This is a genomic window from Rhizobium anhuiense, from assembly GCF_003985145.1.
Taxonomy (GTDB): Bacteria; Pseudomonadota; Alphaproteobacteria; order Rhizobiales; family Rhizobiaceae; genus Rhizobium; species Rhizobium anhuiense.
On the sequence record NZ_ML133532.1, the window covers coordinates 95,821 to 113,769 of the forward strand.

The following is a 17,949-nucleotide window of genomic DNA, read 5'->3' on the forward strand; positions in this document are numbered from 1 at the left end:
TCGGATGGCGCGTCGGCAGCATCGCTATATCGGATGTGTGGCCCTCGGCCTGGCGATGCTTTCGCCGGCCGCAGGCAAGGCGCAGGATCCGGACGATCTTGCGCCGTACAAGATGCTGCGGTCGTTGCAGTTCGTGCAGGACTCCGTCGTCACCGGCGATCATTCGGCCGGCGAGATGCAGCGCTTCATGCTGGGGACGATCGACGAGCGGCTGCGCACCGTCGATACTTCGGTCTTCGATGACGACCGCAATGTCGATGCAGCGCTGATCTATGCGATGAGCGGCGGCAATCCCCAGACGCTCGAATATCTGATCGCCCACGACGTCAACGGCTATTTCGACAATCGCGTCACCGATGTGCTGCGCAAATATCTGAGCGGCAAAGGGCTGCTCGTCGCCAAGACGCTGGAGGAGACGGCCCGGGAATATCGCGACAAGAAGATCGGCCCCTATCTTGCGCTGATCGGCGGCAACGTGCTGATCGCGACGAAACCGGCAGACGCGCTGGATCTCTACGACCAGGCGCGTCTTGCAGCACCCGGGACGATCGTCGAGGAGGCGGCGTTGCGCCGCTCGGTCGCCATCTGCGTCGACAAGGGGATGCTCGATAAGGGAATGGCCTATTCGCAGCGTTATGTCAGACGTTTTCTGCATTCGCCCTATGCCAGCCAGTTCGCCGATCTTTTCGTCACGCTCGTCGTCAGTCACGATCACGACGTGAAGCCGCAGGATGTCGTCGACATCCTGTCTTTCATGGATGCGCCGCGCCAGCGCGAGGTCTATCTGCGCATCGCCCGTGCTGCGGCGATATCAGGTAAGCCGGAGCTGACGCATATGGCGGTCGAACGGGTGCAGTCGCTTGGCGCCGACACCGACAATGCCTTCGGGCCACTTGCGAATTTCTATGGCGGCATGGCCGGCCTTCCCACAGAGGATGTCGACCGGGCGGCAAAGAATGTCCGCGGCATCGACGGCAACACGCTTTCGCCGCGGGATCAGGCGCTGCAGGAGGCGGCGCGATCGGTCGCCGACCAGATCCTGCGCGCTCCCGATCCGGCAAGCTTGAGGCAAGCATCCACCCCTAACACTGATCATCAAGAAATCACTTCTGAAAAGGCTGCGGCGGCGATAGCGACGCAACCGGAAGCGCCAGGCGCGCTTCCCGAGCCTGTTCCGGGAGGTGTGGCATCGACTGGCCAGAGCCAGGATACCGACCCCTCATTCAACGCATTTGTGACGACCAATCGATCCAAGCTCGACGAGATCGACGGTCTTCTGGCGCAGGAAGGCAATTAATTATGATGGATATCAGCGTCTCGGGCGGAGCCTCCGGTGCGGAGTCGGCTGCGGTTGCGAAATCCGCGCGGCCGGCCGGAAAAGATGATGCCGCCGGCCAGAAGAACGGCTTCTTTGACGTGCTTGCCAAGGCAGGCAGCAATGCCGTCAATGACGACGCCGACGATGCGCAACCGGATCAAGGGACGGCTGCCGATGGCGCCGCGGAGAAAGTGGCGCGGACGATCCGCGGCCGCAGCAGCGCAAAGCCGTTGGTCGATCTCAGTGACGCTGCTTTGAAGGCGCAGGCGGAGGTGCCGCCGGAAACGATCGCCAATGTTGAAAAGGTTGCGGCAAAGCCCGCAAAGGCCGGGGTCAAAATGCCGGCCGATCTCGCCTTCGGCACGCTCGATCCGAAAGACAGTCCCGCAGACGAGGTGGTGCAGACGGCCAAGAGTGGCAAGCACGCCAAGGCCGACGCATTGGAAACCGATACGGACCAGGACAGCGACGAGGATGACGGCGGCATTTCCGACGTCCTCGGCCTGCTGAAGCAGGAACCTGCCGACGGCGCCGTCGCCTTGCCGGCGGCAACAGCCGCCCACCATCCGTCCGCCAAGGCGGGTGAGGCAGGATCGACCGACAAGAAACTCGATGGGGTTGACGCCAAGGCGGGCGGCCATGCATCCGATGCTCTGGCGGCCGTCAGCAGCAACGTCGAGAGCGGCAAGGCCGATGACGTCAAGCTTCCCGGAACGGAGAGTGCCGAAGCAGCAGATGGCAGGACATTCAGGATCAGTCGTGCCGATGGCCGCGGCGTATCGATGGATGTCCACATCGGCACTGATCAGGCCGGGGCGAAGGATGGCGCGAAGAAGGCCGATGTCGAAAATGTTTCGGTGCTTGAATCGCGCCGCTATATCGGCCTGATGCAGAATTCGAATTCCGCCGCCGTGACCGCTGCTCTCTCCGGCGATTCCGAATGGGCGCGCGCCATGGAACCGAGCTCGGCGCTCTCCAACGCGGCGGAATGGACGAGCACCGGCAAGGTGGTCAATACGCTGAAGATCCAGATGAACCCGCTCGATCTCGGCCTGGTGACGGCGACCATGCGCCTGTCCGGCGACGCCCTGAACGTCGACCTCAAGGTCGAAACGGGGGCGGCCTATCGTCAGATGAAGGAAGATCACGGCAAGATTCTCGAAGCTCTGCGCAGCCAGGGCTACGCCGTCGACAACGTCACCATCAGCATGGCGCCGGTCGAGCGTGCCGATACCGGCAACCAGGCGGGCAGCCAGGCCTCCCAGCAGCAGTCGCTCCCCCAGCAGGGGCAGGGTGGCGAGGCGCGCGAGCGTCACAATCAGACGGCACGGACGGATGGAGGCTTCAATGGCGCAGGCGAGACTGATATTGAAGACGCTCGTACTGGCGGCAGCAGCGGCACTGGCGGCGTTTACCTCTGAGGCATCAGCCTCCACCGGCGCCTGCGAACGCGAGATCCAGTCGGCCGCTGCCAAATATGGTATCCCCGAAGGCATCCTCTATTCAGTCGGTCTGACGGAGACCGGCCGCAAGGGCTCGCTCTATCCCTATGCCATGAACGTCGAAGGCAAGGCGATCTTTCCGCCCTCGGAACAGGATGCGATGCGGCAATTCGACGTCGCCCGCAGCAGCGGCGCGAAGCTCATCGACATCGGCTGCATGCAGATCAACCACTATTATCACGGTGAAAATTTCGGCTCCGCCGAGGATATGTTCGACCCACACCGCAACGTAGAGTACGCGGCAAAATTCCTCCGCAACCTTCATGATCGGCACGAGACATGGACGATGGCGGTAGCCAGATACCATGCCGGACCCAACAACGATCCGGCGCAGAAGCAATATGTCTGTCGCGTCATCGCCAATCTGGTTGCCACGGGCTACGGCAAGTGGACTCCCAATGCGAGTAACTTTTGCCGAAATTAATGCAACCAAAAATGGAAGAGGCATATTGTGACGAAACTGTGTCACAATATGGCGGGAATCCGGCACGAAACCCATGTGCAAGCCATAATTAACCGGGCGTTAACTTTTCCACGAAATTTTGGTGTGCATATTCAATCATACCCACTAGATATAGATCAAATCGGACCCAAGATCTTAATCAATTATTAATTTCTGCCATTAACTTTAACGAGTTGTCGCCGATTCGTGCGATTCGTACCCATAGATCATCGAAGTGCCACACTGATTCGGAGGCGGACGAATGATCGTAGTGGTTGATGAGCGTGAGCTCGTGAAAGATGGATACACATCTCTGTTCGGCCGTGAGGGCATTCCCTCCACCGGCTTTGATCCAACGGAGTTCGGCGAGTGGGTACAGACCGCTGCCGATTCCGATATAGCGGCAGTCGAGGCTTTCCTGATCGGGCAGGGCCAGCGCAACCACGAACTGCCCCGGGCGATCCGGGATCGGTCGATGGCGCCGGTGATTGCGGTCAGCGACCAGCCCTCGCTCGAAAACACCCTTGCGCTTTTCGATTGCGGCGTCGACGACGTGGTGCGCAAACCGGTGCATCCCCGCGAAATCCTCGCAAGAGCGGCTGCGATCCGGCGCCGGCTGAAGGCGATCGCCAACTACACCGAGATCGGTGGGATCCGCGTCTTCTCGGATGGCCGCGACCCCGAGATCAACGGCGAGGTCTTTGCGCTTCCCCGGCGCGAGCGCCGTATCCTCGAATATTTGATCGCCAATCGCGGTCGCCGGGTCACCAAGACCCAGATCTTCAACGCCATCTACGGCATCTTCGATGAAGAGGTCGAGGAGAACGTCGTCGAAAGTCACATCTCGAAGCTGCGCAAGAAGCTGCGCAAGAAGCTCGGCGTCGATCCGGTCGATTCCAAGCGTTTCCTTGGCTACTGCATCGATTGGGCCTGATTTTGCCGGCCGGGTGGCGGCGCCCGGCTGAACCTCGATATTCGGCCTCGCCGCGCGCATGACAGACAGCTTCACGCAAGGCCCGACAAATACTCTCGAGTTTAACAGGTAAAACGAGGTTTTCAGATGAGCATTTTCGGCAGCATGAAGACGGCAGTATCGGGGATGAACGCGCAGGCGAACCGCCTCAGCACCGTCTCCGACAACATCGCCAACGTTAACACCACCGGCTACAAGGCTGTGTCGACAAGCTTCTCGTCGCTGGTTCTGCCCTCCTCGAACGGCAATTACAATTCCGGCGGCGTTCAGACCTCCGTGCGCCAGGCCGTCTCCGACCAGGGCGATATTTCCTACACCACCTCCAGCACCGACCTTGCGATCTCGGGCGACGGCTTCTTCATCGTCCAGGGTGCGGACGGCACGCCGGTCCTGACCCGCGCCGGCGATTTCACCAAGGACGACGAAGGCAACCTCGTCAATTCAGCCGGCTTCCAGCTGATGGGCTATTCGTATGACTCCGGCGCCCCTGCCGTCGTCGTCAACGGTTTCGACGGCCTCGTTCCCGTCAACGTCACCCAGAATGGCCTGACCGCCATCGCCTCGACCTCAGGTGTCTTCACAGGCAACCTCAATTCCAACTCCACTGTTGTTACGGCTAATCTCCCGAGCGATAACGGTACTAGCGGCACCACAACGACCGACACCAAAAAGGTCTCGATGGTCGCCTATGACCGTCTTGGCAACAAGGTGATGTACGACTTCTACTTCACCAAGACCGCGCAATCGGCAACGCCGACGACACCTCCCGCGACCGCCAGCACTTGGGAAGTTGCGATTTTCCGCAATGCCGATGCGGCGACGGGTGGCACGACCTCCTTCCCGTATACCACGACAGGCGGCACCGTCGGCCTGGGAACACTCGAGTTCGACGCCGACGGCGCCTTGGTTACGGGTGGCGCCGTCACCATTAGTGATCCGGTGACCGGCCAGGACATCGACATGGATTTCTCCGGCCTCACTCAGCTCGGCGCCGCCTTTTCCGGCACCGGCACGCCGAACGGCCAGGCCGCCAGCCCAGTCAAGGACGTCACCATCGACGGCGACGGCATTGTTTACGCCAAGTATGAAGACGGCAGCACCAAGCCGCTCTATCGCATCCCGCTGGCCAACGTCGCAAGCCCGGACAAGCTGACGCTGATGAGCGGCAACGTCTACAGCGCCAACGGCCAGTCGGGCGTCACCGTCACCGGCTTCCCGCAGACCAACGGCCTCGGCACGATCAAGTCAGGCGCTCTCGAAGGTTCGAACGTCGACCTCGCCGGCGAGCTGACCGAAATGATCGAAGCGCAACGCAGCTATACCGCCAATTCCAAGGTGTTCCAGACGGGGTCCGACATCATGGACGTCCTCGTCAACCTCAAGAGATAATCAGGGTAACGGCTAAGCCATGTCGCTCACGTCAGCACTTAATACCGCGCAGAGCATATTCAACAATACCGGCACGCAGAGCAGTGTCGTATCGAACAATATCTCGAATGCGGGCAACAAAGATTACGTGCGCCGGCAGGCGATGCTTACCACGTCCTTGAACGGCGCCCAGGTCGTCAAGATAGACCGGGCGCAGGAAGATGCCTTGCTGCGCCAGTATCTGAAGACATCCTCTCAGGACAGCGCCCAGCAGGCCTTGCTCGGAGGTCTCGAGGACCTCAAGTCGATCATGGGTGGCAACGACTACGAAACGTCGCCATCCACCTATCTCGGTGTTTTCCAGCAAAAGCTTCAGGCCTTCCGCACGACGCCGGGCAGCACGGTCGCCGCCCAGGGCGCCATCACCGCCGCCCAGGATGTGGCCAACTCGCTGAACAACGCCTCGCAATCCGTTCAGGATGTCCGCGCCAGCGCCGATAAGCAGATCGCCACCGACGTTGAAACGCTGAATACGCTGCTGAGCCAGTTCGAAGAGGCCAATAATGCGGTAAAGACCGCCACGGCCTCGGGTGCGGATGCCTCCGGCGCCCTCGATGAGCGCGAGAAGGCGCTCAAGCAGATTTCGAAGATCGTCGGCGTCAGCGCGACGACGCGCGACAACAACGACATGGTGCTGAGCACGCCCGACGGGACGATCCTCTTCGAGACGGTTCCGCGCACCGTGACCTTCAAGTCTCAGGATATCTATACCGCCTCCACCGTCGGCAATTCCGTCTATATCGACGGTGTTGCGCTGCCGCTCGGCAGCGGATCGACCACGACGGGGATGGGAAGCCTTCAGTCGCTCCTGCAGGTCCGTGACGATATCGCCCCCAACTTCCAGAAGCAGCTCGACGAAATCGCCCGCGGTCTGGTCTCGATCTTCAAGGAAGATAACTCGTCAGGCACCCCGGCCTACGTGCCCGGCCTTTTTACCTGGAGCGGCGGCACGGTCGATACTGGCGGCACCGCCGTCGCCGGCATGGCGTCGACCATCACCGTCAGCAGCCGTGTGATCACCTCGCAGGGCGGAGACCCGATGCGCCTGCGCGATGGCGGCATCAACGCCACCGGCGTCGTGGTGAACACTACAGGCGAAAGCGGCTATACAGACGAACTTGATCGCCTCTATACGGCGTTGGGCTCCGATATGGATTTCGACCCGGCAACGGGAACGACTGTCGGCTTCGACGCCACGACGGGCATCGATTCGAACGTCAGCATCATGGAATACGCCACGAATTCCCTCGGCTGGCTCGAGCAGTATCGCAGCAACGCCACGACGGCGGCGGAAAATACCTCGGCGGCGCTTTCACGCTCCGACGAAGCCTATTCCAACGAGACGGGCGTCAACCTCGACGAGGAGCTGACGCTGCTCCTCGACATAGAGCAGTCCTACAAGGCGGCGACGAAGATCCTGAACGCCGTTGACGAAATGTTGAAGTCATTGCTGGATATTGCGAGTTAAGCCATGAAGAGCTCATTTATTTCAAGTTCAGCCATTCAGAACGCGATGCGCCTGACGATCCGTCAGGGGCAGAACCAGATGACCAAGGCAACGATGGAAGCGACGACGGGTGTCTATGCGGATATCGGTGTCTCTCTCGGCGGCAACGCCGCCAGGAGCGTGGACTTCACCCGCGAGACCGACAGGATAGCCTCGATCAAATCAAGCAATTCGCTTGTCGCCGCGCGCATGGAATCCTCGCAGCTCGGCCTTTCCAAGATGAAGGACGTCGGCGACGGCCTGGTTTCGAAGCTGACGGCACTCCAGGGCAGCCACGATCCCGGCAGCATCACCGTCGCCATCCAGTCGGCGACCAGTGCGCTCTCCACGATGATGGACACCGCCAACACCATGGTGAACGGCGAATATCTGTTCTCCGGCATCAATACCGATGTGCAGCCGCTGACCGATATGACCGCAACGACGAGCGCCGCCATCGTCACGGAACTGAACACTTATGCGACCGGCCTCGGCAAGGCGGTCAGCGATTTGACCGGCGCTGAAATGGAGACCTTCATAACGTCGACGGTCGAGCCGATGTTCAGCGAAGCGAACTGGACCGATGCGACGACCGGCTGGTCGCAAGCGTCGAGCCAGAACATGACGAGCCGTATCAGCAACTCGGAAGTGATCGAATCCTCGACCAACGCCAATTCCGAAGGCATGCGCTACTTCGCGCTCGCCTCGGTGATGACCTCGGCGCTTCTCGACCAGGGCCTCAGCAGCGATGCAATGAGCACGGTGTCCAAGCAGGCGATCAGCTATACGACGAAGGCGACCAGCGGCCTCGTGACCCAGGCAAGCCAGCTCGGTCTTTCCCAGGAGCGCGTCAAGAAATCCAACGACGCCCTCGACGCCCAGTCGAACATCATCAAGAACAAGCTCGTCGATCTGCAGGGTGTCGATCCCTACGAGGCCTCGACGCTCGTCAAGACTTTGGAAACGCAGCTTGAAACCGCTTACACGATCGTCTCGAAGATCCAGCAGTTGAGTCTCGTAAACTACCTTTGATGATCAAAGGCGCGCAAAGAAGGATGCATGAATGTATCAGTTCTCATATGCCGAAGTCATGCAGGACTCGGTGGCCGACGCGAAAGAGCGGGAATGGCAGGTTCTTGACCGGTCCATAGATCTGCTTTCGCAGGCGCGCGAAAAGGAAAAATACGGCCGGGAAGCCATTGAAGCCCTGTTTTATACGCGCCGGGTGTGGATCAGCTTCATCGAAGATCTGAAACATCCCGACAACCAGCTGGAGATCGAGCTCAGGGCCAACCTCATCTCGATTGCGATCTGGATATTGAAGGAATGCGACAGGATCAGAAAACGTCAGTCTAATAACTACCAGGGCATCATCGACGTTACCACCATCATCAGGGATGGACTTAAATGAAAAGTACACTTCGCATTTCTCTGAAAGCCGGAGAAAGAATCTTCATCAACGGCGCCGTCCTGCGCGTCGACCGCAAGGTCGCGCTGGAATTCCTGAATGATGTGACGTTCCTTCTCGAAAACCACGTCCTGCAGCCGGAAGGCGCCACCACGCCCCTGCGTCAGCTCTATTTCATCGCGCAGATGATCCTCATCAATCCCGAGGGCAAGGACCACTCGACGGCGATGTTCCGCAAGTCGATCACCATGCTGCTCACCTGCTTCAAGAACGAGGAAATCCTCGCCGAACTGAAGCGCATCGACGCGCTCGTGTCGACCGGCCGCGCCTTCGATGCATTGAAGGCGATCCGCGGCCTCTACGCGATCGAAGACAGCATCCTCAACAATCACGAAATGCCGCCAACGATGGTCGAGCAGATTCGCAGGGAGATTGCACCATGGCGGTAGATGCAACAACAAGCGCGACCTCAACAACCTCGACGACCTCCTCGACGAGTTCGAGCTCGAAGTCGGCGACACTGAACTACGACAACTTCCTGCAGCTGCTCATCGCGCAGATGAAGAACCAGGATCCGACCGATCCGATGGATGCCAGCGAGCAGGTGGCGCAGCTGGCAACCTTCTCGCAGGTCGAGCAGACGATCCAGACCAACACCAAGTTGGACACGCTTCTGGCAAGCTCGAGCCTCACCCAGGCCAGCAGCTACGTCGGCAAATACATGGAAAGCGCCGACGGCACCGTCAAAGGCATCATCGATTCCGTCAAGGTTTATTCCGATGGTATCATTGCGACGACCAAAGATGGCGATAAGATACTCGTGCAGACGGGAATCACTGTTGCCGACGAGGCGCCGAGCAGCAGCTCCTGATGCGAACGGCGCCAACGCGCCTGTTTGACGCCAACCAAGCGCGGTCCGGCCAAGGCGGGGCCGCTTCAAGGCGATATGAGGTTGCCTTCGGATGAATGAAGCTGATGCATTAGATCTGTTCCAGGCCGCGATCTGGACCGTGCTGATTGCCGCCGGTCCCGCGGTCATCGCCGCGATGGTGGTGGGTCTCGTGATCGCCCTGATCCAGGCGCTGACCCAGGTGCAGGAAGCGACGCTGACCTTCGTGCCGAAGATCGTCGCGGTGCTGATCACGGTCGGCGTCACCGCGCCTTTCGTCGGCTCGCAGATCTCGATTTTCACCAATCTGGTCTTCTCGCGCATCCAGTCTGGTTTCTGAGCCACCTTCGCGCAAGCTTCGCCATTTAAGTCTCGATTCGAATTGGGCGGACTCATATCCGCCTCCTCTCATGAAGAGACGGAATCGTCATGGCGCAACCACCTGCACTCCCCATTCCAAAAGTCGCCCCGAGCCTGCGCGATGTCGGTTTTGCCCTCGGCATCGTCGGCATCATCTGCATTCTCTTCCTGCCGATCCCGCCATTCCTGATCGATATGGGCCTGGCCTTCTCGATCGCCTTCTCGGTTCTGATCCTGATGGTCGCGCTGTGGATTCAGAAGCCGCTCGATTTCTCGTCCTTCCCGACCATTTTGCTGATCGCGACGATGACCCGGTTGGCGCTGAACATCGCGACGACGCGCGTCATCCTGTCCCACGGTAATGAAGGCCACGACGCGGCCGGCGGCGTCATCGCCGGTTTCGCAAGCCTGGTCATGTCTGGCGACTTCGTCATCGGTCTGATCGTCTTCCTCATCCTCATCACCATCAACTTCATCGTCATCACCAAGGGTGCCACGCGTATCGCCGAAGTCGGCGCGCGTTTCACCCTGGACGCGATCCCCGGCAAGCAGATGTCGATCGACGCCGATCTTTCGGCCGGCATCATCGACGAAAAGGAAGCCCAGCGTCGGCGCCGGGAACTCGAGGAGGAAAGTTCCTTCTTCGGTGCGATGGACGGTGCCTCGAAGTTCGTGCGCGGCGATGCCGTCGCCGGCCTCATCATCACCGCCATCAACGTCTTCGGCGGCATCATCATCGGCTATTTCCGCCACGGCATGCCGATCGGCGAAGCGGCCGACGTCTTCGTCAAGCTCTCCGTCGGCGACGGCCTCGTCTCGCAGATGCCGGCGCTCATCGTCTCGCTCGCCGCCGGCCTTCTCGTCTCGCGCGGCGGCACCACCGGCTCCACCGACCAGGCTGTTGTCAACCAGCTGAGCGGCTATCCCCGCGCACTCTCGGTCTCGGCCGTGCTGATGTTCGTCCTGGCCTTGATGCCCGGCCTGCCGTTTGTCCCCTTCGTGATCCTCGGCAGTCTTCTTGCCTTCGGCGCCTGGTTCATCCCGCGGCAGGTCGAGGCGGAAAACAAGCTTCGCCGCGAGCAGGAGGAAAAGAAGGTCGTCCAGAGCAAGGAGCTGGAAAAGGATTCGGTCAAGTCGGTGCTGCGCACCTCCGAGATCGAGCTCGCACTCGGCAAGATGGTCTCGACGCGCCTGCTCGGCGCCCACCAGGAGCTCGCCTTCCGCGTCGGCAAGATGCGCAAGAAGTTCGCCACGCAATACGGTTTCGTCGTGCCCGAGATCAAGGTCACGGACGATATCGCCATCGCCGAGAAGTCTTACCAGATCCGCATCCACGGCACGACGGTCGCCTCCAATCTCTTGCGCGTCGGCGAAGTCCTCGTCGTCACCGGCGCCGGCCGCCGGCCGAGCATTCCCGGCGACGAAATCCGCGAACCCGCTTTCGGCATGCCGGCCGTCTCGATCCTCGAAAACTTCGCCGACGATCTGAAACGCGAGGGCTTCCAGCCGATCGACAACGTCTCGGTCGTGCTCACCCATATGAGCGAGGTCATTCGCAACAACCTGCCGCAGCTTCTGTCCTACAAGGACGTCAAGGTGCTGATCGATCGGCTCGACCCCGAATACAAGAAGCTCGCCGACGAGATCTGCTCGTCGCACATGTCCTATTCGGGCCTGCAGGCGGTGCTCAAGCTCCTGCTTGCCGAACGCGTCTCGATCCGCAACCTGCACCTCATTCTCGAAGCGGTGGCCGAGCTTGCCCCGCATGTCAGGAAGACCGAGCAGATCGTCGAGCACGTCCGCATCCGCATGGCCCAGCAGCTTTGCGGCGATCTTGCCGACAATGGCGTGCTGCGCGTGCTCAGGCTGGGCAGCAAATGGGATCTGGCCTTCCACCAGGCGCTGAAGCGCGACGCCAAGGGCGAGGTGATCGAATTCGACATCGATCCGCGCAGCCTTGAAGAGTTCAGCGAGCAGGCCACCAAAGTTATCCGTGAGTTCATGGATCGCGGCCTGCCATTCGCCCTTGTCACATCGCCGGAAACACGCTCCTATGTGCGCATGATCATCGAACGGCTGTTCGCCACGTTGCCTGTCCTGTCGCATGTCGAACTGGCCAAGGGCATCGAGATAAAGATTTTGGGCTCTATTTCATGATAACAGACCCGCAAGGGACCGTTCTGGCGCTGTTTCTGGTTTTCTGCCGGATCGGTGGCTGTGTGCTGGCTCTTCCGGGTTTCTCCTCGGCGCGCGTGCCCGAACAGCTGCGCGTCTTCATTGCCGGCGCGCTGTCTATCGCCGTCATGCCGCTGCTTTGGGATACTGTCTATCCCGCCGTTCACACCGGTTCTGCAACCTATATCGGCCTGATATTCAGCGAATCGCTGATCGGTGTGATGTATGGCATGCTGGCGAGGATCTATACGCTCGGCATGCAGTTCGCCGCCTCGATCATGGCCATGATGGTCGGCTATACCCAGCCGGGCTCCACCGACATCATCGAGGACACGTCGGAGAACAGCCTTTCGGCCTTTGTCACCTTTGCCGGCATCATGATTCTCTTCATCATGGATTTCCATCACATCGTCTTCCGCGCGCTGATCGATTCCTACACGACCATGCCATTCGGCGGCCTGATGCAGATGCGCGCGACGCTGATCTCCTTCACCGACACGCTGGAGCAGACCACCTACATCATGCTGCGGCTGTCGAGCCCGTTTTTGATCTATGGCATGATCTTCAACGTGTCGATCGGCTTCATCAACAAGCTGGCGCCGCAGATCCCGGTTTACTTCATCTCCACACCTTATCTGCTGATGGGCGGCCTCTTCCTGATCTATTTCTCGATTGCGGCGATGGTCAGCCAGTTCGGCCAGTCCTTCGGCTCGATTTATATCGGGCGATGAGGCGATGACCGAAAAGACGCGCTCCCAGAAACTCAAGCGACTGCTCTCGGTGCAGCGGCATATCGAACGGGTAGCCGAGAACGACCTGGCCGAAACCAGCCGCCAGCGCGTCGAGGTCAATGCGGCGATGGACGACGTCATCCTCGCGCTCGGCTCGATGGACCCGGTCCACCACGCCTTCTCGCAGAGCTACGCCGATCGATTCGGCAGGCTCACCATCAAGGACAAGCAACTGACCGGCATGCAGGAGGTCCACGAGATGCGGCTGGCGCGCGAGCGCGCCAAGGGCGATCGTTTCGAAGAGGGCATGAAGGAAGCCCTCGAGGCCGAGCGCCGCGAGGCCGACGACAATGCCGTCTACGATATCATCGATCAGCAATTCGCAACGCCAGCCTCCAGCAAGCTTCAAAAACCATAGTCGTTACGATCTTAATTCAGAGGATTCTAACGTGGCTATTTCGCCCCCCAGTGATCTGGTCCTGGACGTTGTCAAAGCTGCCGACCCCATGGAGGTTCAGGCGGCCCAGGAAAAATTGAAGGCAAATCGTGCGGCCTTTGCCGCAACGAGCCTCGCCGAAAACGGCAAGGGCTTCTCCAATACGGTCGATGTTCTCGATCATATCGGCCAGAAGAGCGGCCTCGCCGACATCCAGAACCGCACCAAGGCCGAGGAAGTTCCGGAAAGCTACCGGAAGTTCGAGGCCATGGTTCTGCAGAATTTCGTCAAGTCCATGTTGCCGAGCGAAAGCGAAGACGTCTACGGCAAGGGCGCGACCGGCGATATCTGGAAAGGCATGATGGCCGAGCAGCTCGGCAACACCATGGCCAAGGGTGACGGCATCGGCATCGCCAAGCAGATGTACAGCGAACAACTGCGCCGGCAGGAAGGCAAGATCGTCAATGCCTCGACCGACAACGATGACCGCAACACCGCGATCAGCATGATCGACGACTTCCAGCGTAAGACCTTTGGCACACCGACCGCCGAAGCCAAGACCGATCGAACAGGATGATTTTAGGCCCGTTGGCCTGAAATCTGAATCCTGTTCTCAATTAAAGTCAGAGCATGGTGTCGTCCGAAAACCGCGCACACTTTTCGGCGCCATGCTCTAAGCGACGCATAACCGAGGGTACAATGGAAATAGTTTCGAACGAATACAGGATCAAATCCGTTCTCGGACGCCTCGAAATGATAATCGACAATGAGAACACCCGGATCGGCAGCGATCCGCAATTCGATCTCAAGGTCTCCAATGCGCATAAGAGCCGCTGCCTCTACGAGCTGTCGATGCTTTTCCGCGATACCGATCCGGCCGAGCTTGCCGCTGCCCATCTCGATCAGCTGCATGGCTTGAAGAAGAAGCTGGTTCTCAATGCCCGCCGCGTCGAGGCGCATCTCGAAGCGGTGCGTGCCGTCGCCGACCTCCTGAAGAACGCCGTTCAGGATGCCGATGCCGACGGCACCTATTCCCAGGAACAATTCGCCATGCGTGGAAACTGATGATCAAGCTCGTCCTCACCGGTGTCTGGGTTTGCGCCATCACCTTGGCATCGGTCTATTTCTCGGTGTACCTGGCGACCGCGCCGGCGCCTGCGGCAACCGATTCCAAGCAGAGCGCGCTCGAACTGGTGAAGGGCGAAACGATCACGGTACCGATCATCGGCAACGGCGCAGTCACCGGCTACTTCCTCGGCCGCGTTTCGTTCATGATGAACAAGGAGATGCTGAAGGGCGTGACGCTGCCGCTGTCCGAGATGACGACGGATGAGCTTTTCAGCCTGCTCGTCGGCAACAAGATGGTCGATATCGCCCACATCAAATCCTTCGATCCGAAGGCCTTCCGCGAAGAGATCAAGAAGGGCATGAACGAGCGCCTGGGTGGCGAATACGTCGCCGAAGTGATGCTGGAGCAGCTCGACTATCTCTCCAAGGAAGATGTCAAGGAAAGCTCCGCCGGCCAGCCGAAGAAGGTGGGCACACCCGTCAAGATCGTCGAGACCGCACCGGCCGGCGAAACGCCGGCGCCTCCTGCGCATTAGGCGACATCCGATCATCGACGACAAACGGCGCCACAGGGCGCCTTTTTTCGTTGGCGCCCATGGTTAATAAACCACTTATGCGAGCATTGAAATTCAAGGAATTTTCCTAAGGGTTGTTTGAAACCATCCTGTTATATCAGGTCTCACAGCTTGGCTTGCGCCGCCTTCCGGGATCGGGGTGACGCCGTCCCGGCGTCACGCGACCGGTTCTTTCGAGACCTCCGGTGCGGAAATATGGGCTTGTTTTCCGGGATGTCGGGCGCATGCAGCACCCTCGGCAGGAGGTAGGAATGAATCTGATTGCAAACTTCGCGGTGCTCGCATCGCGGCGGACGATTTTCGATCTGCCGGTCTGCGATCTCGGCTGGGACGACGCCCTTGTTTTCATCAACGAGCTGGCCTCCATTCCCGTCGGCCAGACCGTGGTTTGCTTCGTCAACGCCCACAACATGCTGACGGCGCTGCGCGACGACGAATATTACCGGATCATGTCGCATAATCTGGTGCTGCCGGACGGCATCGGTCTCAACATCGCATCGCAGATCGCCCATGGCGCGCCATTTCCCGCCAATCTGAACGGCACCGATTTCGTGCCGGCCTTCCTCACCTTCATGGAGGCCCCGCGCCGCATCGGTCTGATCGGCGGCACGCGCTCGGTCGTCGAGGCGGCGGCGGAAAATTTCCGCAGGCATACGCCCTGGCATGAATTCGTCGTCATTTCCGACGGTTATTTCGATAAGGTCGATTCCTCCGTCGTCACCGAGGAGCTGGAGCGCCAGAAAGTCGATATCCTGATCGTCGGCATGGGAACGCCGCTGCAGGAGAAATGGGTCCACGACAATATCCGCGCCGATCATGCGCGCCTGGTGCTGACGGTGGGCGCTCTCTTCGACTTCGTTTCCGGCGCCGTCCCGCGTGCGCCGAGGACGGTGAGGATGATGCGCCTGGAATGGGCCTATCGCCTGCTGCAGGAGCCGACGCGCCTCTGGCGCCGTTACGTCATCGGCATCCCGGTCTTCCTCTTCCATGTCCTGCGCTACCGCTTCCGCCGGCGCGAAAGGATCCTCAGCTACCCGGAAGAGCACGGCACCGCGCTGCAGCCGCGGTCGGAGCATAAGAAAGCGAGCTAGAGCGCGTCGCGCCAAAGGGCCGCGGTTTTGCCTAAAAACCAAGAGCTAAAGCGCAGGAAGCGAATCTGAAAGACGCGAAGCGCTTTAGCTGACCCCAGTTTTTTACACGCTGCGGTTAACCATTTCTTTGCCATGAATATTTAGATTGGTTTAATCATCGGCCTCCGTGCGGATGAACGAAGCCGGCCATCATGTGCATGAGATGTGGCGCAAATGTACGATATCAGGGCCAGAAGCAGTTTTCACGATCGCGCAGCCGCTGAGCCGCGTGCCCATGACGATTCGTATCGATCGCCCCGATCGAAGCGGGCCGGTATCGCGCCGCCCGAGGCCGAACTGCTGCGCGCCATCGGCCGCGCGCTGGAAGAGCAGCGCGCCATGGCGGCGCACGCAGCACCGCTGGTCGACCGCATCGAAACCATCCTCGGCAACCGCCTCCGGGCCGCCAATGATGTCGGCCATCTGCTTTCCGAGGAGCCGGCGCGCCACGAGGAACTGGCTGCTCCGGCCGGCGAGCCGGTGCGCTCACCCGAACTGCTGGCCGTTATCCGTGAAGAACCCGCAGCGCCTCGGCCGGCCAGGCCGCGCCGTCGTCTGAGCGGCATTGGTCTTGCAATGACGATCGCCGTCCCGACGGTCGTCGGAGCGGGCCTGCCGGCGCTGATGCCGGCGTCGCCAACCCTCTACCGTGCCGAAGCGACGCTTGCGGTGAAGACAGATGCTGCAAGCCGCGCTGCCTTTACCCAGGCCGCGGCAAAGGGGCTGCTGACGGCGCGCATGGTTGCTTCGACGGTCGCCGCCCTGAAACTCGATCGCGATCCCGAATTTGCCGGCCCCGGCGCCAATGCGCTTGGCGTTGCGCTCGATCTCCTCTCGGCGACCGGTGCGGCTGCCGATCCGGCCTCGCGCGCCGAGGCGACACTGAAGCATGCGGTCGAGATCCTGCCCGATGCCGCCGCCGGCACGATCCTCCTGAGGGTGACAACAGGCGATGGCGGCAAATCCATGCGCATCGCTGCAAGGCTTGCCGAAACGGTTTCCGCAGCAGACCGACCCGGCGGCAACGGCGAAACCGACACCGCTTTGCGCAAGGCCTATGACGAGGCGAAGGCGGAGCTTGCCGCCTTCACGGCCAAGAGCGGCGAGGGCAACGTCAAGGTGGCGATCGACCTTCGCCGCCAGATCGACGGGCTCGATGCCGATCTGAAACAGGCCGACCAGAACATCCTTTCCGCCAAGGCGCAGGCCGACCGGCTCAAGGCGGCGAAACTTGCCGAGGTGCTCGACGGTTCATTGCCCTCCGATATGCTCTCGCCGGCGCTGCAGGACTGGCGCGACAAATATGCCGTCGCCAGAACCGCGCTTGCCCAGCTTTCGGCCGAGCTTGGCCCGCGCCATCCGCGCCTCCTGCAGCAGCAGGCTGAAACCGATGGTCTGAAGGAGAATATGGGCAAGGAACTGACCCGTCTTGCCCAGACCGCCAATGTCGCCGCCAAGGCCGCCGTCGATGCGCGCAAGGGCCTGAATGACCGCCGCAACACGCTGATCGCCCAGAGCCGGGATACCGGCGTCGATCTTTCCCGGCTGACCGAACTCGGCGAGAAGGCCAATGCCGCGCGTTCGCGCCAGGAAGATGCGGATTCCGCATCGGCGGCAACGGCTGCCGACGGTCATATCACGCTGATGAAGCCGGCGCTGGCAACAGCGGTGTCGGCGAGGGATGGCTGGATTGGCCGCTTGCTGGCCGGCGCTGCCATGGGTCTGGCGGTCGGTCTTGCCGCGGCTTTCCTGCTGCGCCTGCGCCGGCCCATCGCTGCTGCCGCGCATGCGGAAATGCCGCTATCCCGGCCGCAGGCCTCGCCGCCGCCGGTACTTCCGCCCGTTCCCGCACCGGTCGACGAGATGGAGGTGTTGCGCTCCGAGATCTCCGGGCTGCGCGACCGGCTTCGTGTTCATGCGCTCGAAGCGCGGCAGCCGCTGCGCTGACGAACATTTCCTTGCATTTTTGATATTGCCTTGCTGCTTTCCGACAGGATAGGGCGTTAGCGGGCATTTGACGCTCGCCGA

19 protein-coding genes are annotated in these 17,949 nt (G+C 60.6%); all 19 read left to right on the forward strand.

Translation table 11 applies throughout. The features are described from left to right. Positions 1 to 4 precede the first annotated feature (4 nt). Positions 5 to 1,297, forward strand: a complete 1,293-nt coding sequence (gene motC, locus EEQ99_RS24970; RefSeq protein ID WP_063476334.1) for a chemotaxis protein MotC — start codon at positions 5 to 7, stop codon at positions 1,295 to 1,297. Positions 1,298 to 1,299: 2 nt separating this feature from the next. Further along, complete coding sequence (gene fliK, locus EEQ99_RS24975; protein ID WP_063476335.1) at positions 1,300 to 2,739, forward strand: flagellar hook-length control protein FliK; 1,440 nt, start codon at positions 1,300 to 1,302, stop codon at positions 2,737 to 2,739. After that, entirely contained in the window at positions 2,687 to 3,244 is a 558-nt protein-coding gene (locus EEQ99_RS24980) for a lytic transglycosylase domain-containing protein (protein WP_029868224.1), read from the forward strand. The genes fliK and EEQ99_RS24980 overlap by 53 nt, the downstream gene beginning before the upstream one ends. A gap of 280 nt (positions 3,245 to 3,524) precedes the next feature. Continuing rightward, positions 3,525 to 4,196 carry a transcriptional activator Rem gene (gene rem / locus EEQ99_RS24985; protein ID WP_029868223.1) on the forward strand — a complete coding sequence of 224 codons (672 nt, stop codon included), beginning with the start codon at positions 3,525 to 3,527 and terminating at the stop codon, positions 4,194 to 4,196. A gap of 126 nt (positions 4,197 to 4,322) precedes the next feature. Beyond that, positions 4,323 to 5,624 (forward strand): flagellar hook protein FlgE, encoded by a 1,302-nt coding sequence (locus tag EEQ99_RS24990; protein WP_029868222.1) that lies wholly within the window; start codon positions 4,323 to 4,325, stop codon positions 5,622 to 5,624. A gap of 19 nt (positions 5,625 to 5,643) precedes the next feature. Then, complete coding sequence (flgK, locus tag EEQ99_RS24995) at positions 5,644 to 7,131, forward strand: flagellar hook-associated protein FlgK (RefSeq protein ID WP_063476336.1); 1,488 nt, start codon at positions 5,644 to 5,646, stop codon at positions 7,129 to 7,131. Positions 7,132 to 7,134: 3 nt separating this feature from the next. After that, positions 7,135 to 8,181: a flagellar hook-associated family protein gene (locus tag EEQ99_RS25000; protein ID WP_029868220.1), complete on the forward strand. Its 1,047-nt coding sequence runs from the start codon at positions 7,135 to 7,137 to the stop codon at positions 8,179 to 8,181. Between the two features lie 31 nt (positions 8,182 to 8,212). Then, positions 8,213 to 8,560 (forward strand): flagellar biosynthesis regulator FlaF, encoded by a 348-nt coding sequence (gene flaF, locus EEQ99_RS25005; RefSeq protein WP_029868219.1) that lies wholly within the window; start codon positions 8,213 to 8,215, stop codon positions 8,558 to 8,560. Then, positions 8,557 to 9,006, forward strand: coding sequence for a flagellar biosynthesis repressor FlbT (gene flbT / locus EEQ99_RS25010; RefSeq protein ID WP_029868218.1), 450 nt, complete (start codon positions 8,557 to 8,559; stop codon positions 9,004 to 9,006). The genes flaF and flbT overlap by 4 nt, the downstream gene beginning before the upstream one ends. After that, the gene (gene flgD / locus EEQ99_RS25015; protein ID WP_029868217.1) at positions 8,997 to 9,428 is read left to right on the forward strand and encodes a flagellar hook assembly protein FlgD; all 432 of its coding nucleotides are present in this window, start codon (positions 8,997 to 8,999) and stop codon (positions 9,426 to 9,428) included. The genes flbT and flgD overlap by 10 nt, the downstream gene beginning before the upstream one ends. A gap of 91 nt (positions 9,429 to 9,519) precedes the next feature. Next, entirely contained in the window at positions 9,520 to 9,786 is a 267-nt protein-coding gene (gene fliQ, locus EEQ99_RS25020; protein ID WP_009992823.1) for a flagellar biosynthesis protein FliQ, read from the forward strand. Between the two features lie 89 nt (positions 9,787 to 9,875). Next, on the forward strand, positions 9,876 to 11,963 hold the full coding sequence (gene flhA / locus EEQ99_RS25025; protein WP_047613614.1) for a flagellar biosynthesis protein FlhA: 2,088 nt from the start codon (positions 9,876 to 9,878) through the stop codon (positions 11,961 to 11,963). Continuing rightward, positions 11,960 to 12,712: a flagellar biosynthetic protein FliR gene (gene fliR, locus EEQ99_RS25030; protein ID WP_047613616.1), complete on the forward strand. Its 753-nt coding sequence runs from the start codon at positions 11,960 to 11,962 to the stop codon at positions 12,710 to 12,712. Before flhA ends, fliR begins: the two co-directional genes overlap by 4 nt. Positions 12,713 to 12,716: 4 nt before the next feature. Further along, positions 12,717 to 13,130 (forward strand): hypothetical protein, encoded by a 414-nt coding sequence (locus EEQ99_RS25035; RefSeq protein WP_127431241.1) that lies wholly within the window; start codon positions 12,717 to 12,719, stop codon positions 13,128 to 13,130. 31 nt (positions 13,131 to 13,161) lie between these two features. Beyond that, positions 13,162 to 13,725: a rod-binding protein gene (locus tag EEQ99_RS25040; RefSeq protein WP_047613620.1), complete on the forward strand. Its 564-nt coding sequence runs from the start codon at positions 13,162 to 13,164 to the stop codon at positions 13,723 to 13,725. Positions 13,726 to 13,847: 122 nt separating this feature from the next. Next, on the forward strand, positions 13,848 to 14,213 hold the full coding sequence (locus EEQ99_RS25045; RefSeq protein ID WP_047613621.1) for a hypothetical protein: 366 nt from the start codon (positions 13,848 to 13,850) through the stop codon (positions 14,211 to 14,213). Further along, positions 14,213 to 14,752 (forward strand): membrane protein, encoded by a 540-nt coding sequence (locus EEQ99_RS25050; RefSeq protein WP_047613623.1) that lies wholly within the window; start codon positions 14,213 to 14,215, stop codon positions 14,750 to 14,752. The genes EEQ99_RS25045 and EEQ99_RS25050 overlap by 1 nt, the downstream gene beginning before the upstream one ends. 290 nt (positions 14,753 to 15,042) lie before the next feature. After that, positions 15,043 to 15,882 (forward strand): WecB/TagA/CpsF family glycosyltransferase, encoded by an 840-nt coding sequence (locus EEQ99_RS25055; protein WP_097595979.1) that lies wholly within the window; start codon positions 15,043 to 15,045, stop codon positions 15,880 to 15,882. Between the two features lie 213 nt (positions 15,883 to 16,095). Then, a complete protein-coding gene (locus tag EEQ99_RS25060; protein WP_063476338.1) occupies positions 16,096 to 17,868 on the forward strand; it encodes a GumC domain-containing protein in 1,773 nt (590 codons plus the stop codon). Positions 17,869 to 17,949: the final 81 nt, after the last annotated feature.

What these genes read in the sequence shown, in the direction of transcription:
- motC (WP_063476334.1), top strand. Translation starts at nt 5, where the DNA reads ATGGCGCGTCGGCAGCATCGCTATATCGGATGTGTGGCCCTCGGCCTG.
- fliK (WP_063476335.1), top strand. Translation starts at nt 1,300, where the DNA reads ATGATGGATATCAGCGTCTCGGGCGGAGCCTCCGGTGCGGAGTCGGCT.
- rem (WP_029868223.1), top strand. Translation starts at nt 3,525, where the DNA reads ATGATCGTAGTGGTTGATGAGCGTGAGCTCGTGAAAGATGGATACACA.
- EEQ99_RS24990 (WP_029868222.1), top strand. Translation starts at nt 4,323, where the DNA reads ATGAGCATTTTCGGCAGCATGAAGACGGCAGTATCGGGGATGAACGCG.
- flgK (WP_063476336.1), top strand. Translation starts at nt 5,644, where the DNA reads ATGTCGCTCACGTCAGCACTTAATACCGCGCAGAGCATATTCAACAAT.
- EEQ99_RS25000 (WP_029868220.1), top strand. Translation starts at nt 7,135, where the DNA reads ATGAAGAGCTCATTTATTTCAAGTTCAGCCATTCAGAACGCGATGCGC.
- flaF (WP_029868219.1), top strand. Translation starts at nt 8,213, where the DNA reads ATGTATCAGTTCTCATATGCCGAAGTCATGCAGGACTCGGTGGCCGAC.
- flbT (WP_029868218.1), top strand. Translation starts at nt 8,557, where the DNA reads ATGAAAAGTACACTTCGCATTTCTCTGAAAGCCGGAGAAAGAATCTTC.
- flgD (WP_029868217.1), top strand. Translation starts at nt 8,997, where the DNA reads ATGGCGGTAGATGCAACAACAAGCGCGACCTCAACAACCTCGACGACC.
- fliQ (WP_009992823.1), top strand. Translation starts at nt 9,520, where the DNA reads ATGAATGAAGCTGATGCATTAGATCTGTTCCAGGCCGCGATCTGGACC.
- flhA (WP_047613614.1), top strand. Translation starts at nt 9,876, where the DNA reads ATGGCGCAACCACCTGCACTCCCCATTCCAAAAGTCGCCCCGAGCCTG.
- fliR (WP_047613616.1), top strand. Translation starts at nt 11,960, where the DNA reads ATGATAACAGACCCGCAAGGGACCGTTCTGGCGCTGTTTCTGGTTTTC.
- EEQ99_RS25035 (WP_127431241.1), top strand. Translation starts at nt 12,717, where the DNA reads ATGACCGAAAAGACGCGCTCCCAGAAACTCAAGCGACTGCTCTCGGTG.
- EEQ99_RS25045 (WP_047613621.1), top strand. Translation starts at nt 13,848, where the DNA reads ATGGAAATAGTTTCGAACGAATACAGGATCAAATCCGTTCTCGGACGC.
- EEQ99_RS25050 (WP_047613623.1), top strand. Translation starts at nt 14,213, where the DNA reads ATGATCAAGCTCGTCCTCACCGGTGTCTGGGTTTGCGCCATCACCTTG.
- EEQ99_RS25055 (WP_097595979.1), top strand. Translation starts at nt 15,043, where the DNA reads ATGAATCTGATTGCAAACTTCGCGGTGCTCGCATCGCGGCGGACGATT.
- EEQ99_RS25060 (WP_063476338.1), top strand. Translation starts at nt 16,096, where the DNA reads ATGTACGATATCAGGGCCAGAAGCAGTTTTCACGATCGCGCAGCCGCT.